Source organism: Halobacillus locisalis (genome assembly GCF_013694105.1).
GTDB lineage: Bacteria > Bacillota > Bacilli > Bacillales > Halobacillaceae > Halobacillus > Halobacillus locisalis.
Window position 1 is genome coordinate 563,920 of sequence record NZ_JACEFG010000001.1, and the last position, 14,304, is coordinate 578,223.

Genomic DNA, 14,304 nt, shown 5'->3' on the forward strand with positions numbered 1-14,304 from the left:
TATCGAAAAAGCTTATGACTACATGTAGTCATAAGCTTTTTTTGTGTGAAAGTTTAAAGTGCACTTGGGTTCGCCATAATAGTTGGGAGGGGGAGGTTAATATGGCCGCATCTTTTTATTGGTACGCATGGCTCATCGTGATTATTGTATTTTTCTATATTGAAAGTGACTCTCTTAAGAAACGCGTTCTTTGCTTTACAGGAGTGGCCATGTGTTTATATTCCGTTGAAATGTTGAACCATAATTGGTTTCTGTTTTTTCATCCTTTATTTCTTTTTGTCTTCGGCTTGAATTTATGGGTGAAAGAGAAGAAAAGAATGGTGCAACACTTTTGGCCTTTTTTACTTAGTCTCGGCTACTCTGCTGCACAATTATTTCTTGTCGTTGCTCCACTATGGTTGCAATTCCCTTTTCTTTACCCGTTGTTCATTATAAGCATTTATTTGTTATTCAGTTTTGTACAAGATTTACTAAGTGTTCTCGGTTTATGGTTGATGATCAACGGCTTGGGAATGCTATGGTCAACCCTCGTTTTTTCTGTGTATGAGATGGAAGCAGTCGTCTCCATGAATGGAACTTTGCTTTTGGTGATGAAAGGTTTTCTTACCATACTTGTTCTTCACGCTATATTTCAGTTGAAACGATGGGTCAAAAGAAATTCATCTAGAAAAGGAGCTGCACCGGTGTGAATGAATACACGTATCCCATTTTATTCGGTATCTTGGTAGGGACAGCAATGCGGGTTTATATGCTGCGTACAGATTATCGTCAATATCCAACTTATCTACATGGAAAGATCATTCACTTGTCTTTAGGTTTCATCGCTGCATCTTTAGGCACAATTGCCATCCCTTCCATCATGGAGAAGGAATTCACTGCGGTGACATTTTTAACACTAGCTGCTTCTCAATTTAGAGAAGTAAGGAATATGGAAAGAAACACGTTAACAGAAATGGATGCTTTCGAGCTTGTTCCAAGAGGAAATACGTATATTGAGGGCATAGCTGTAGCGTTCGAAAGTCGAAATTACTTAGTGATTTTCACCTCATTCATTGTGACTCTATGTTATTTGGCTGTCAACTTGTGGGTGGCAATTGGTGCGGCTATCGTTGCATTTATTATGTGTACGTTTTGGATGAGCGGGTCGAAGCTTTCGGACATCGTCACAGTTGAAGAGTCGACTTTATCATTCGATGGAGCGGGGCTGTATGTCGACAATATTTACATTATGAACATCGGACTGCCTGAGCGCCAAGAAGAGATTTTGAAATACGGAATGGGCTTTATATTGACTCCTAAGTCCTTCAGCGTAAGGTCTACAATCGCGAACCTCGGTCAAAGACAGGCGATTTTGCACGATGTTTCCGTTTCTTTAGGTGTGTTTCGTGATTCGGGTACTCCGGCGCTTGTTCCATTAATCAAGCGCGACTTGAATGATGGGCGCATTGGTGTGTTCATATTACCTCAATTGCAGGATCCGCTTCGTGCAAAAGAAGTCATCTCGGCTGTTCCTGTTCTTGAAAATGCGATTCAAATGCCATCAAAAAAGATTGATTAGGAGGCGGCGGCTATGAAAATGGAGAAAGCGATCTTGGCGGCTGTTACGACAAAAACAAATAAAGTAGCGGGAAGTGCAGCTGTCTTCACTTGTGAGACGAAAGAAGAGATGGAAGCTGTGGCAGCGAATTTGGAGGCTATTCTTGATGGAATTGCCCATGCGCTCAGCGACCATTTGTACATCATCGTGAAGCACTAATTGTACATTGTAGATAAATTTGCTAAAATAATAGAGTTAATGGCTTTCTGCTGTTCTATCGGACTCAGGCTCAGCTGATCCCTAGGAGAGCAGTATTTTTTTGAGCGAATTGGCCGAAACTCACGCGGCTGAATAAGAGACTAAGAAGGATCGTGCTTAAGCAAAAGCCTTACAAACAGCTTTTCACACTGAATAGAACATGAAATAATGAAACCAGAATAGAAGAAAGGATGATCCTTTCATGAGAAAATCAGTAGTAGCGATTGTCGGACGACCGAACGTTGGTAAATCAACCATCTTTAATCGGCTCGTCGGTGAAAGAATTTCCATTGTTGAAGATACACCAGGAGTGACAAGAGACCGAATATATGCAGAGGCCGAGTGGCTTACAACGAACTTTAACCTGATTGACACTGGAGGGATTGAACTCGGTGATGAACCGCTTCTCGTTCAAATGAGAGCACAAGCTCAAGTTGCGATTGATGAAGCAGACGTTATCGTGTTCATGGTAAACGGACGCGACGGCATCACAGGAGCCGATGAAGAAGTCGCAAACCTTTTATTCAGATCGAATAAACCAGTTGTCTTAGGTGTTAACAAAGTGGACAACCCTGAAATGAGAGAGAACATTTACGAATTTTATTCATTAGGATTCGGCGAACCCTTCCCTATTTCAGGTACACACGGTTTAGGTCTTGGGGATATGCTTGATGAAGTGATTAAGCATTTTCCTGAAAGGGAACAGGAAATGGAAGATGATGAAACAATACGCTTTAGTTTGATTGGACGACCGAACGTCGGCAAATCTTCTTTAGTGAACAGCTTGCTTGGTCAGGAGCGTGTGATCGCTAGTGAAATACCTGGAACGACGCGCGATGCTATTGATACGCCGTTTACAAAAGACGATCAGGATTATGTCATTATCGATACAGCTGGTATGCGTAAGCGTGGAAAAGTGTACGAATCCACAGAACGATACAGCATTATGAGAGCCCTGAAAGCTATAGAACGATCCGACGTCGTTTTAACGCTTATAGATGCAGATACAGGTATTCAAGAGCAAGATAAGAAAATTGCTGGATATGCACATGAAGCCGGAAAAGCGGTTGTCATTGTCGTGAACAAGTGGGATACGATGGAAGTTGAAGAGAAAACGATGAAGGAATTCGAGGATAAGATCCGAGATAACTTCAGATTCTTGGATTACGCACCGATCGTTTATTTATCTGCTAAAACGAAAAAGCGAATCCACACGTTATTACCGCGTGTACTTGAAGCTAGTGAAAACCATGCCAAACGTGTACAGACGAATGTTCTGAATGATGTGATCATGGATGCTTTAGCTATGAACCCTGCTCCATCGATAAAAGGACAGAAGTTGAAGATCTTCTATGCCTCTCAAGTATCTGTAAAGCCACCTACATTCGTGGTATTCGTAAACGAGCCTGAGTTGATGCACTTTACGTATGAACGTTTCCTTGAAAACCGTATTCGTGATGCATTCGGATTTGAAGGAACTCCAATTAAAATCTTCGCTAGAAGGCGGAGTTAAAGTGACGGAAGGGAGCTAGATAAGATGGGGAAAGTAGCTGTGTTAGGTGCCGGGAGCTGGGGGACAGCTCTCGCCATCGTTCTAGCAGATAACGGACATGAAGTTGGTTTATGGGCGCACCGTAAAGAATTAGCTGATGAAATCAACGAAAAAAGAACCAATGATAAATACTTACAAGGAATCAGTATCCCTGAACAAATTGTGGCTGATATCGAGCTATCCGCTGTCGTGAAAGATGCGGACGATATCATACTTGTCGTGCCAACAAAAGCGATCAGAGAGGTCTGCCAAAACTTAAATCAAGTAATCGATCGCAAAGTAACGATTACACATGCTTCCAAAGGAATTGAACCGGAAACGTATAAGCGCGTATCAGAAATCGTCCGTGAAGAAATGGCGGAAGAGCTATACGATGATGTGGTTGTTCTTTCAGGCCCAAGTCATGCGGAGGAAGTAAGTCTTAGACAACCGACGACCGTAACGGTCTCAGCTGAGCGTTTAGAAGTCGCTGAGCGTGTCCAAGACTTATTCATTAACCGCCAATTCCGTGTCTATACGTCGCCTGATATTGTAGGTGTTGAGCTAGGTGGTGCTTTAAAGAATATCATTGCGCTCGGTGCAGGTATCTCTGATGGGCTTGGCTATGGTGATAACGCAAAGGCAGCCCTCATAACAAGAGGGCTTGCTGAGATTGCTCGTCTTGGTACATCCATGGGAGCTAACCCTTTAACGTTCTCCGGATTGACAGGAATCGGGGATTTGATCGTCACTTGTACAAGTTCTCATAGTCGAAATTGGAGAGCAGGATACAAGCTCGGGCAGGGTCATGACTTGGAGGAAGTGTTGGAACAAATGGGTATGGTCGTTGAAGGTGTGCGAACAACGAAAGCGGCATACCAACTTTCGCAAACCCAGAAAGTCGAAATGCCGATCACAGGAGGCATCTATCGTATATTGTTCGATTCCGAAGACCCTCGAGACGTCGTCGATCAATTGATGACGCGTATCCGCAGACATGAGATGGAAGACTTAACGAATATTCTTGATGAACATATGAATGAGTAACTGAACCATTTGGGCCTCCGTGCATATACTATCCAGAACCCAATGCACGAGGAGGTCAACTATTCATGAGTGATTTTCAGAAGAATATTTTCGACCATCTGAAAAAGAATGCGAATATTGATGCGGATGAAGTTTTCTCTGTGGCGAACTCTGTTCAGAATGCAGATTTCACTGACGAGAAAACGGTCAGGCGATTGATTCGCCAGCTTTCGAAAATGGCAAATAAGCCGGTTTCCAAACAAAAGGAAGATAAAATCGTCGAAGCCATTACAAAGCAAAATATGCCTCTTGATATGAATACGCTAGGCAAGTTTTTAAAGTAATTCATGAACTATGGGCTCCTGATGAGGCAGTCCTTCGAAAAAGTGCATAGAATAACTCGCAGCAATCATTACACATGAGCTGAGCGGGAATTATTTAGTCAACCGGGGCGTTTTTATGCTCCGGTCTTTTTTTGTGGACATTAAAGGGAAGTGATGGCATTCACGTATAAATGTGAACGGCTACATACCTCTAGAACAGAGCTTGACGTTGTGCGTAATTGCCTTCATCTCATCTTCCGCTTTTGATACAATTTGTGGTATAATGTCAGGAGCAATTTGCGCATGAAGAGGGGGAAAACGGATGTCTGAATCCATGCTTAAGATGTATATTTCCTTCGGTGGCATGATTTCATTATTTTTAGCTGTCGGGTTGATTTATTTAAGTAGACATAAACTATCAGGTGTTTTTTCTGGAATTGTTGCTTTCTTAGCTTATATCTTTATGATTCTCGGCGGGATCATTATTTTTTATATCGTTCTCAGTGGACCAACAGCGTGAAAAAGGAGGACACAGCATGAAGTGGCTAAAGTTAATGGTCGTACCTTTATTGCTAATGGTATTGACCGGGTGTCTTTATCCAAACGCAGAGTTACAAAAGAATCAGGTGCCAAGCCAGGTGCAGTTAGAGACCATTCAAAATGCAGTAGATCAATACCAGACCAATCAGAATGGGTTATTGCCTATCAAAACGAAACCACAAGAGACACCAATCTTCCAAAAATATCAATTGGATTTCAGTAAGTTGAAACAACAGGGTCTGATTGGGGAACTTCCCGGGACTTCTTTTGAGAATGGTGGGTATTACCAATATGTCATCATTCATCCTGAAACTGATCCTACTGTAAAAGTATTAGATTTGAGAAATACTGAAACATTAAGATCTCTTCAGTTAAAAGTGCAATTTTACCAGGAAGATAATCGCTATCCGCCATTTGGAGATCAAATAGCCAAAGGTGTATATGAGTTGGATCACGAGCAAATCGGCCTGGATGAACCACCGATGATCGATAGTCCCTACTCCCAGCAGATGTTACCTGTGTATTTGAACGCTGCGGGGGAAGTGTTGATTGATTATCGTAAAGACTTATATACGTATTTAAACGAGCAAGAACACCAATACCAGTCAGGTGAGGATATTCGTTATCTATTAACGGATCACGCACCATTTGTGCCTGGTTATTCAGATGAGTACACCGTTCAAGATGGAGAACCTATATTTATGAGTGAACATCAGGGTTCTTAATAGATGACCGCTTCCTTTAAAGGGAGCGGTTTTTTATTTAATACATAATAGTTGAAAGTTGATATTTTATCTTACCACATATAATCCCTCATATCTTGAAGACTCGAAATGGAGACTTATGGCTCTCCTCGAAATTAGGTATAGGGTGTGGTGGGAAATGACTCGCTTTCCTGCGGGGGGGACCGGAAAGCCTCCTCGATCGTTGCCACTCCCTGTGGGGTCTTCCTTTAGCCCTTCTCCCGCGGGAGTCTCGCCATTTCACACCACACCCACCCAGAATAGTAAGTCGGACGATTCATTGAAGAGGAGATTGTGGCCTTGCTGATATTGAAAAAACTAGGTGTCCGAAAAAAATGTGACCTATGACTGAATAGGCTTAGCATATGTCCGATATAGAAGGTCGTTTGTCCGAATTGAGGTCCGTTCGTCCAATATATCGCAAGGAAAGAAGAGAAAACAGGTAGACTCCTCCAGGAAAATGGAACAGGCTGAGACCCCGGAGGGTTTTAGCTCGAGGAGACTCAGTGTTCCCCGCGGAAAGCGGGCTGTTTCCCTTTCCCTCCAGACTCTCTTATGAACGAACGGACCATAACACCTCAAATTCAAGTATTCCAGATACCTGACTGATAGTTGAATAAAAACAGAACATGATACAACAATAAAAATCTTCATGAGTCCTTCTGATTCAAGAATGATCGAATTTGAATGATTAAAGGCCCTACGATCAAGAATTTATTAACGTTAGTAAATTTTTAAGACATGAAATCGACCGTTTGAAGATACATATAGAGTAGGTTGACGTCCTGACCGTTTCCTATATCATTCCATCTCCACTCAACGCATTTTTGGGATTCAGTCATATTTCAATAGGACAACATCATAGACTTAGATTGTCTAGGCTTGTATGATGGTGAAATTTTATTTGGGAGGGGATCCTTTGGAAAAGGTAGATATCTTTAGTGATATTTCCAAACGGACAAATGGAGATATTTATTTAGGCGTCGTAGGGGCTGTGCGTACTGGGAAGTCTACATTTATAAAAAAATTCATGGAACTCGTTGTATTACCTAACATGGAAGAAGAGTCTGAACGTGAACGAGCGATGGATGAGCTTCCGCAAAGCGCTGCAGGAAAGCAGATCATGACAACAGAACCTAAATTTGTACCGAATCAAGCAGCTACGATCAAGCTTGACGAACACTTGGACATTCGAGTGAGGATGGTTGACTGCGTCGGTTATGCGGTGAATGGGGCTGTCGGTTACGAAGATGAGCATGGCCCTCGGATGATTCATACACCATGGTACGAAGAGGCTATACCTTTCCATGAAGCGGCTGAAATCGGTACTCAAAAAGTGATTCAAGAGCACTCTACAATCGGAATTGTCGTAACGACGGACGGTACGATTGGAGAAATCGCACGTGCAGATTATGTAGAAGCAGAAGAAAAAATTGTTGAAGAACTACGTGAAGTAGGGAAACCGTTCATTATGGTAGTGAACTCTGCTCAACCTCATCACGACAGCACAGAACGTCTGAGGTCCCAGTTAGCTGAAAAATACGATATCCCTGTACTGGCGCTATCTGTAGAAAGTATGCGTGAGAAGGATGTACACAATGTTTTAAGGGAAGCCTTGTTCGAATTTCCTGTACTCGAAGTGAATGTAAATCTTCCTAGCTGGGTCATGGTGCTTGATTCAAGGCATTGGTTGAGAAATAATTTGCAGAGTGCGATTGAAGAAACAGTTAAAGATATTAAACGACTCAGAGATGTAGATACTGTGATCGGCAACTTCGATCATTATGAACATATTACTGGAGCCCATATTTCTGGAATGGATCTCGGGGAAGGTGTCGCTGAAATTGACTTACAAGCTCCTGAGCACCTCTACGATCATGTTTTGAAAGAAATTGTCGGCGAAGAAATACGTGGTAAGGATCATCTTCTTGAAATCATGCAGGACTTTGCCCATGCGAAGAGAGAATATGATCAAGTGGCCGATGCCTTGCAAATGGTCAAACAAACAGGTTACGGTATAGCAGCTCCTAGTTTAGAAGATATGTCCCTTGATGAACCGGAAATCATACGCCAAGGATCCAGATTCGGTGTCCGGTTGAAAGCAGTAGCTCCATCGATCCACATGGTTAAAGTAGATGTACAATCAGAGTTCTCACCAATCATCGGCACAGAGAAACAGAGCGAGGAATTAGTGAGGTACTTAATGCAAGATTTCGAGGAAGATCCGCTATCAATTTGGAACTCCGATATATTTGGGCGTTCGCTTAGCTCAATTGTCAGAGAGGGGATCCAGGCGAAACTTGCACTTATGCCGGAAAACGCAAGGTATAAACTACAAGAAACACTGGAGCGTATCATCAATGAAGGCTCCGGTGGCATGATTGCCATCATATTATAACGGCTCCCAGAGGGGCCGTTTTAATTTTTTTTCGAAAAAATATCCCTGATTAAAGGAAAAATGTATCTTCATGTCGTATATAACGTTAATAGAGTGGCACAATGTACGTAAACCCTTTGATGACAAGGGTTTGAGCTACTTGCGAATGGTTTTCATCTATGATAAGCTACTTGTGAACTGAAGAGGAATTCAGCGTCCGAATCGCTTTGTAACGCGATTGTTGAAGGATTCTCTATTGAATTTCCTCAGAAACTCGTTTAATATAAGGCTTGTCATCACATGATGACTGCTAAATACACATTTAAAGTGGATATCATCTACTTGAATGAGATTAACCCTCTTGAGAGGAGGTGAATGTCATGAACAAAACAGATCTTATCAATGCGGTATCTGAAAAAGCAGATCTTTCTAAGAAAGATGCAACAACAGCGGTTGATTCTGTATTCGAATCTATCATGGATTCACTAAAAGATGGTGAGAAAGTACAACTTATCGGATTCGGTAACTTTGAAGTGCGTGAACGTGCGGCTCGTAAAGGTCGTAACCCACAAACTGGTGAAGAGATTGAAATCTCTGCAAGCAAAGTTCCAGCTTTCAAACCTGGTAAAGCCCTTAAAGACGCAGTTAAATAATAGCTACATAGGGCTAAAGAAAAAGGGTGCAACTTGCACCCTTTTTCTTATTTTCAAAACCACTTACATGTAGATGCTTTGACATGGAACGATAGGTGAGAGATAGTAGTTAAAAAAGGAGAATCGATTATGAACTCAAACAACAATGATTTCTTTGTCATTAAAGCCCTAGAAGATGGGGTGAACGTGATTGGGCTAACACGTGGAACAGACACTCGCTTCCACCACTCTGAGAAACTCGACCGTGGAGAAGTGATGATTGCACAATTCACAGAACATACATCAGCTGTCAAAGTTCGCGGAAAAGCTGTGATCCAAACGAGTCACGGAGAGATGACTAACGAGGCAGAATAACACGTTCTCTGAAGGTACATAGGAAGCGTAATCACAGGGAAGTGTGCTATACTAAGTATGGCAATTGTTCAGGAAGGACAAGGTGATCGAGTTGAATTCTTCACATAAAGATATCAAACAATTAAAAGAGAAAATTGCATCCAAGGTTCGCCACCCTTTTTTGGTCAAGTTCATACAGGAACCGACCATCGATGAAGATAAACTTGTCCTTTTATCTTCAATCATGGATCACACCAGACTTTCCCCTGTGAAAAAAGAACAATACATCGTGACGACGATGCTCGTTCAAATTGCGCTTGATACCCATGACCTCGTCACGTTAACCGAGGCCGATGATGACCGTGAAACGGTTCGTAATCGTCAATTAACGGTTCTAGCAGGGGATTACTATAGCGGCCTTTACTATTACTTGTTATCTCAATTGGATGACATACCTATGATTCATACTTTGGCGGGAGCCATCAAAGAAATCAATGAATTAAAGATGGAGCTATACTATAAAGATGTTGAATCGTTTCAAGAGTTTTTGAACGGACTTAAGAAGGTCGAATCGTTATTAATTCAACGAGTAGCTTCTTACGTTCAAAAGTCTTCGATCAATGATATGGCAGGCGAATGGTTACTAGCTAAACGCCTGATAGAAGAAAAGCGAAGCTATCAGCAGGGGAAATTCTCACCGCTACTGCATGTGTTGATGACACGTCAAGGTAGTCTCGGAGGAGGTCAAGTGATGGTCAACCTCGAGCGAATGTTACAGAATAACATCCACAAACTGGAAACTTCTGTGTCTCAATTGCCGATTCACTTTACTTGGCTGAAATCTTACATGCACTCTGCTATACACCATCAATATAATCAGACACAGATTGCGGAGGAAGGGTAAATATGGAGCCACAAGCTAAGTCCGAACGCGTGCACCACGTGTTTGAAAAAATTTATAACCGTTACGATTCAATGAACTCGATCATTTCTTTTCAGCAGCACCGTCTGTGGCGTAGAGATGTAATGAAACGAATGCAAGTATCCCCTGGCGATCACGTGTTAGATGTCTGCTGTGGCACAGGTGATTGGACGATGACCCTCGCTGATGCAGTGGGGAAAACGGGAAAGGTTATCGGTCTGGATTTCAGTGCGAATATGCTTTCGGTCGGTATTAAGAAAAAAATGAAACAGCGTATTAGCCATGTCGAATTCGAGCATGGAAACGCGATGGAGTTACCTTTTGAGGATAACTGCTTTGATTATGTCACGATCGGCTTTGGTCTTCGCAATGTCCCAGACTACCAACAGGTCCTAAGCGAAATGTACCGTGTTGTTAAACCTGGGGGTAAGGTAGTCTGCTTGGAAACATCCCAACCGACTAACCCAGTTTTCAAATCTATCTATTACTTTTATTTCGGAAATGTTATGCCTTTGTTCGGAAAAGTCTTCGCTAAGAGTTATCAAGAATACAGTTGGCTGCACGAGTCTGCAAAAGATTTCCCTGATAAACACGAGTTGGAATTGATGTTTAAGGACGCCGGTTTTCAATATGTACAAGTAAAGTCCTATACAGGTGGCGTTGCCGCTATGCATATGGGAGAAAAGCATGAATGAAGGATGAAGTCCCATGAAATTAGCCATGATCTATTCATTCTTGAAGAATGATTTATCAATCATCGAGAATGCCGTGAATGAAACCATTCAATCAGATAACCCTGTGCTTAGAGAGGCATCGAGTCAGTTGTTGCAAGCTGGCGGAAAGCGTATTCGTCCGGTTTTTGTCCTTCTTTCTGGGAAGTTTGGGGACTATGATATCGAAAAGATGAAATCCGTCGCTGTCTCTTTAGAGTTAATACATACCGCTTCACTTGTGCACGACGATGTTATTGATGAAGCAGAACTGAGACGAGGAGAGCCGACAATCAAGTCCAGGTGGGATAACCGCATTGCCATGTACACGGGTGACTACATTTTTGCGCGCTCTTTAGAGAACTTGTCTGCCCTTGATAATCCTAGAGCACATCAGACACTGGCGAAAACGATGGTGGACTTATGTCTAGGGGAAATAGAGCAAATCAGAGACAAATACGCAACGGACCAACACCTAAGGTCCTATTTGAGACGCATAAAGCGTAAGACAGCCATTTTGATTGCTGCTAGCTGTCGTTTAGGAGCGATTGCCTCAAATGCTTCTCCCGATCATGAGAAAGCCTTATGGATGTATGGGTACTATGTTGGGATGTCCTATCAAATCATTGATGATGTTCTCGATTTTACGGCCTCTGAGAAAGAGCTTGGTAAACCGGCTGGTGGAGACTTGTTGCAAGGGAATATCACCTTGCCAGTTCTTTATTCAATGGAGAACCCTGCTTTCAAACGAAGTCTAGAAGAGGCTTTTCTTTATAAAGATACACTGACACAAGAGACGATTGCGCCATTGATTCAAGAAATCAAAACGAATGGATCGATTGAGCGATCTTTAGAGGTGAGCGATCGCTATTTGCAAAAGGCATATAAGTCCCTTGAGAAGCTGCCAGCAGGTCGTGCCAAGCAAACATTGAAGGGGATCGCGAAGTATATAGGAAAAAGAAGAGCCTAACACTATTGCCTTCCCTAGCAATATTTGTTAGACTTTTCTATGGCACTTATTAAAAGCGCTTTCACATTATACATAAATGAGGTGTAGAACATGGAAAAGACTTTTTTGATGGTAAAACCTGATGGTGTACAACGCAATTTAGTAGGAGAAATCGTTGCAAGATTTGAAAGAAAAGGATTCAAATTGGCCGGAGCGAAGTTAATGGTCATTCCAAGTACGCTAGCTGAGCAGCATTACGGGGAACATAGTGATAAGCCGTTCTTTGGAGAACTAGTAGACTTCATTACTTCTGGACCTGTATTTGCGATGGTATGGGAAGGCGAGGAAGTAATCGCGACAGCCCGTCAAATGATGGGTGCAACGAAGCCTCAAGATGCAGTACCAGGGACGATTCGTGGAGATTTCGGAGTCACTGTAGGAAAAAACGTCATTCATGGATCTGATTCACCAGAAAGCGCTGAGAGAGAAATCAACTTGTTCTTTAACGAGGATCAAATGGTTGATTACAAAAAAGAAAACCTTGCATGGGTCTACTAATCTGTAGATTTATACACTAGAAAAACCGCCTGCTAAGGCGGTTTTTTTTATTTCAATCCTATTCAAGAATAGGGCAGTAATGTTGAACACTCAATTTCGAGACTTTTGTAGTGAGGATGGGGGAGATGGGAACGAGTCGCTTTCCGTGGGGCGGGCGCTGAGCCTCCTCGAGATGAAAAACGTGCGCCTGCGTCTGCTCGTATCGCTCTGTAGCAAGCTTTCTCAGCGCAAGGGAGCAAGGAAGTATATACAAGCAGTCCCCTCTCTGTGGGGTCTCAGCTGTCCCACTTAATCCCACAGGAGTCTCCCCGTTCCCCATCTCCCCTTGCCAAAATAGTCTCTCGAAATCACCCCCCAAAAAAAAGTGGGGCCCGTGAACAATGCGACTCCAGGGGGATGTATTGGATGAACGCACCCCGATTCGGACATTTACCTAAGCAATCAGGACAACAGATGCACGATTTCAGACATCTATCTGCTCAATCAGGACAAGTGATCCTCTATATCGGACATTTCCTTACGATTCGGACAAGAACGGCAATTTATCGGACATTTACTCAGTCTATTCAGACAGACGTGCTTCTTTTCATCAATGAATGGTTCGACTAACTATTTTCGGTGGGTGTGGTGGGAAATGGCGAGACTCCCGCGGGAGAAGGACTCAGGTGAGATTCCACAGGGGTGTTAACGACCGAGGAGGCTCGGCAGTTCCCCCGCAGGAAAGCGAGTCATTTCCCACCACGCCCTTTTCTTACTTCAGTAGAGGACCCACACACCTCACCTTCAAGTCTTCAAGATAAGGGGGTATGGTACAAGTGTGACCTGTATGATCAACTGCGCTCAATCAAACTATTAAATATTCAATCTTGTTAGATTTCTCAGTAGGCTGAACATTTAGTCATTTACATTAGAAATGTCATCGAGTAATCTTAAAGAGACTAGATGTGAAGGAGCTTTCGGTCTATGACACATATGCAAGAATATGCAGATTTCAAAAAACGCGTACATAGTAAAACAGGCATTGATTTATCTCTTTATAAAGAGGCACAGATGAAACGTCGTCTAACGTCTTTAAGAGATCGGAGGGGCTACTCCAGTTTCTCCGCTTATTTTGATGCATTGGGTAAGGATCCGAAACTCTTTGATGAACTTCTGGACCGTATGACCATTAATGTATCTGAGTTTTTCCGGAACCGGCAGCGTTTTAAAGTGTTGGAGAAAAAAGTCATTCCAGATTTATTGAGTACAAAGAAGCGGATCAAAGTATGGAGTGCAGCTTGTTCAACAGGGGAGGAACCCTATACGTTGGCTATGATCCTAAGTCAATTTCTTCCGCTTAATCAAATTGAGATTATAGCCACAGACATTGATGACAATGCAATGGATAGAGCAAGAAAAGGGGTGTACCCTGAACGATCTTTAAAAGAGGCCCCGGAGGAAATGAAGCGGAAATTCTTCACCAAAGATGGAGCGTTCTATCATGTACATCCTGATATTAAAAAGTGCGTCACGTTCAAAAAACATAACCTGCTGGCGGATCGTTACGAACGCCAATGCGATTTGATCGTCTGCCGTAATGTGTTGATTTATTTTACGGAAGAAGCGAAAGAGACCATCTACCAGAACTTCAGTCAATCTTTAAATCGCGGAGGCATGTTTTTTGTCGGAAGTACTGAGCAGATCTTTTCACCGAGTAAATACGGATTTGACGTATTTGATACATTTTTTTACAAAAAAAGATGACAAAAAGAAGTCGGAAGCGCTTTCCGACTTCTTTTTATAAAAATTTGAATATTTGCGGAACACAAACAATCGTGCGTATGATATAGTAATACGTAAAATTT

Annotated in this window: 17 protein-coding genes; all 17 read left to right on the plus strand. The window is 42.4% G+C overall.

All coding sequences use genetic code 11. From position 1 onward, the window contains the following. The first annotated feature begins 101 nt into the window (after positions 1–101). The 17 genes from H0266_RS03000 to H0266_RS03080 all read left to right on the plus strand — a co-directional run bounded on the left by H0266_RS03000 (position 102) and on the right by H0266_RS03080 (position 14,203). Complete coding sequence (locus H0266_RS03000; protein WP_181470892.1) at positions 102–689, plus strand: YphA family membrane protein; 588 nt, start codon at positions 102–104, stop codon at positions 687–689. After that, complete coding sequence (locus tag H0266_RS03005) at positions 686–1,558, plus strand: YIEGIA domain-containing protein (protein ID WP_181470893.1); 873 nt, start codon at positions 686–688, stop codon at positions 1,556–1,558. The genes H0266_RS03000 and H0266_RS03005 overlap by 4 nt, the downstream gene beginning before the upstream one ends. 12 nt (positions 1,559–1,570) lie before the next feature. Then, entirely contained in the window at positions 1,571–1,756 is a 186-nt protein-coding gene (locus H0266_RS03010; protein ID WP_181470894.1) for a capping complex subunit for YIEGIA, read from the plus strand. A gap of 241 nt (positions 1,757–1,997) precedes the next feature. Next, positions 1,998–3,308, plus strand: coding sequence for a ribosome biogenesis GTPase Der (gene der, locus H0266_RS03015; protein ID WP_181470895.1), 1,311 nt, complete (start codon positions 1,998–2,000; stop codon positions 3,306–3,308). 24 nt (positions 3,309–3,332) lie between these two features. Further along, positions 3,333–4,373 carry an NAD(P)H-dependent glycerol-3-phosphate dehydrogenase gene (locus H0266_RS03020; RefSeq protein ID WP_181470896.1) on the plus strand — a complete coding sequence of 347 codons (1,041 nt, stop codon included), beginning with the start codon at positions 3,333–3,335 and terminating at the stop codon, positions 4,371–4,373. A gap of 65 nt (positions 4,374–4,438) precedes the next feature. Further along, positions 4,439–4,696, plus strand: a complete 258-nt coding sequence (locus H0266_RS03025) for a stage VI sporulation protein F (RefSeq protein ID WP_181470897.1) — start codon at positions 4,439–4,441, stop codon at positions 4,694–4,696. 301 nt (positions 4,697–4,997) lie between these two features. Continuing rightward, positions 4,998–5,195, plus strand: coding sequence for a DUF2768 domain-containing protein (locus H0266_RS03030; protein WP_181470898.1), 198 nt, complete (start codon positions 4,998–5,000; stop codon positions 5,193–5,195). Between the two features lie 16 nt (positions 5,196–5,211). After that, positions 5,212–5,940, plus strand: coding sequence for a hypothetical protein (locus tag H0266_RS03035; RefSeq protein WP_181470899.1), 729 nt, complete (start codon positions 5,212–5,214; stop codon positions 5,938–5,940). Between the two features lie 937 nt (positions 5,941–6,877). Further along, positions 6,878–8,356, plus strand: a complete 1,479-nt coding sequence (spoIVA, locus tag H0266_RS03040) for a stage IV sporulation protein A (RefSeq protein WP_181470900.1) — start codon at positions 6,878–6,880, stop codon at positions 8,354–8,356. Between the two features lie 359 nt (positions 8,357–8,715). After that, positions 8,716–8,988 (plus strand): HU family DNA-binding protein, encoded by a 273-nt coding sequence (locus tag H0266_RS03045; RefSeq protein WP_079479952.1) that lies wholly within the window; start codon positions 8,716–8,718, stop codon positions 8,986–8,988. A gap of 129 nt (positions 8,989–9,117) precedes the next feature. Beyond that, the gene (gene mtrB, locus H0266_RS03050) at positions 9,118–9,342 is read left to right on the plus strand and encodes a trp RNA-binding attenuation protein MtrB (protein ID WP_181470901.1); all 225 of its coding nucleotides are present in this window, start codon (positions 9,118–9,120) and stop codon (positions 9,340–9,342) included. 82 nt (positions 9,343–9,424) lie between these two features. Next, the gene (locus H0266_RS03055) at positions 9,425–10,225 is read left to right on the plus strand and encodes a heptaprenyl diphosphate synthase component 1 (protein ID WP_181470902.1); all 801 of its coding nucleotides are present in this window, start codon (positions 9,425–9,427) and stop codon (positions 10,223–10,225) included. 2 nt (positions 10,226–10,227) lie between these two features. Further along, positions 10,228–10,938: a demethylmenaquinone methyltransferase gene (locus H0266_RS03060; RefSeq protein WP_181470903.1), complete on the plus strand. Its 711-nt coding sequence runs from the start codon at positions 10,228–10,230 to the stop codon at positions 10,936–10,938. A gap of 13 nt (positions 10,939–10,951) precedes the next feature. Continuing rightward, complete coding sequence (gene hepT, locus H0266_RS03065; RefSeq protein WP_181470904.1) at positions 10,952–11,923, plus strand: heptaprenyl diphosphate synthase component II; 972 nt, start codon at positions 10,952–10,954, stop codon at positions 11,921–11,923. Positions 11,924–12,013: 90 nt separating this feature from the next. Beyond that, entirely contained in the window at positions 12,014–12,460 is a 447-nt protein-coding gene (ndk, locus tag H0266_RS03070) for a nucleoside-diphosphate kinase (protein ID WP_181470905.1), read from the plus strand. Between the two features lie 405 nt (positions 12,461–12,865). Further along, positions 12,866–13,069 carry a hypothetical protein gene (locus H0266_RS03075; RefSeq protein ID WP_181470906.1) on the plus strand — a complete coding sequence of 68 codons (204 nt, stop codon included), beginning with the start codon at positions 12,866–12,868 and terminating at the stop codon, positions 13,067–13,069. Between the two features lie 363 nt (positions 13,070–13,432). Further along, on the plus strand, positions 13,433–14,203 hold the full coding sequence (locus H0266_RS03080) for a CheR family methyltransferase (RefSeq protein WP_181471712.1): 771 nt from the start codon (positions 13,433–13,435) through the stop codon (positions 14,201–14,203). The last annotated feature ends 101 nt before the right edge of the window (positions 14,204–14,304 follow it).

Coding starts and splice junctions, on each gene's coding strand:
- hepT (WP_181470904.1), top strand. CDS start 10,952: ATGAAATTAGCCATGATCTATTCATTCTTGAAGAATGATTTATCAATC.
- H0266_RS03025 (WP_181470897.1), top strand. CDS start 4,439: ATGAGTGATTTTCAGAAGAATATTTTCGACCATCTGAAAAAGAATGCG.
- mtrB (WP_181470901.1), top strand. CDS start 9,118: ATGAACTCAAACAACAATGATTTCTTTGTCATTAAAGCCCTAGAAGAT.
- H0266_RS03020 (WP_181470896.1), top strand. CDS start 3,333: ATGGGGAAAGTAGCTGTGTTAGGTGCCGGGAGCTGGGGGACAGCTCTC.
- H0266_RS03075 (WP_181470906.1), top strand. CDS start 12,866: ATGAACGCACCCCGATTCGGACATTTACCTAAGCAATCAGGACAACAG.
- ndk (WP_181470905.1), top strand. CDS start 12,014: ATGGAAAAGACTTTTTTGATGGTAAAACCTGATGGTGTACAACGCAAT.
- H0266_RS03030 (WP_181470898.1), top strand. CDS start 4,998: ATGTCTGAATCCATGCTTAAGATGTATATTTCCTTCGGTGGCATGATT.
- H0266_RS03000 (WP_181470892.1), top strand. CDS start 102: ATGGCCGCATCTTTTTATTGGTACGCATGGCTCATCGTGATTATTGTA.
- H0266_RS03035 (WP_181470899.1), top strand. CDS start 5,212: ATGAAGTGGCTAAAGTTAATGGTCGTACCTTTATTGCTAATGGTATTG.
- H0266_RS03010 (WP_181470894.1), top strand. CDS start 1,571: ATGAAAATGGAGAAAGCGATCTTGGCGGCTGTTACGACAAAAACAAAT.
- H0266_RS03080 (WP_181471712.1), top strand. CDS start 13,433: ATGCAAGAATATGCAGATTTCAAAAAACGCGTACATAGTAAAACAGGC.
- H0266_RS03045 (WP_079479952.1), top strand. CDS start 8,716: ATGAACAAAACAGATCTTATCAATGCGGTATCTGAAAAAGCAGATCTT.
- H0266_RS03060 (WP_181470903.1), top strand. CDS start 10,228: ATGGAGCCACAAGCTAAGTCCGAACGCGTGCACCACGTGTTTGAAAAA.
- der (WP_181470895.1), top strand. CDS start 1,998: ATGAGAAAATCAGTAGTAGCGATTGTCGGACGACCGAACGTTGGTAAA.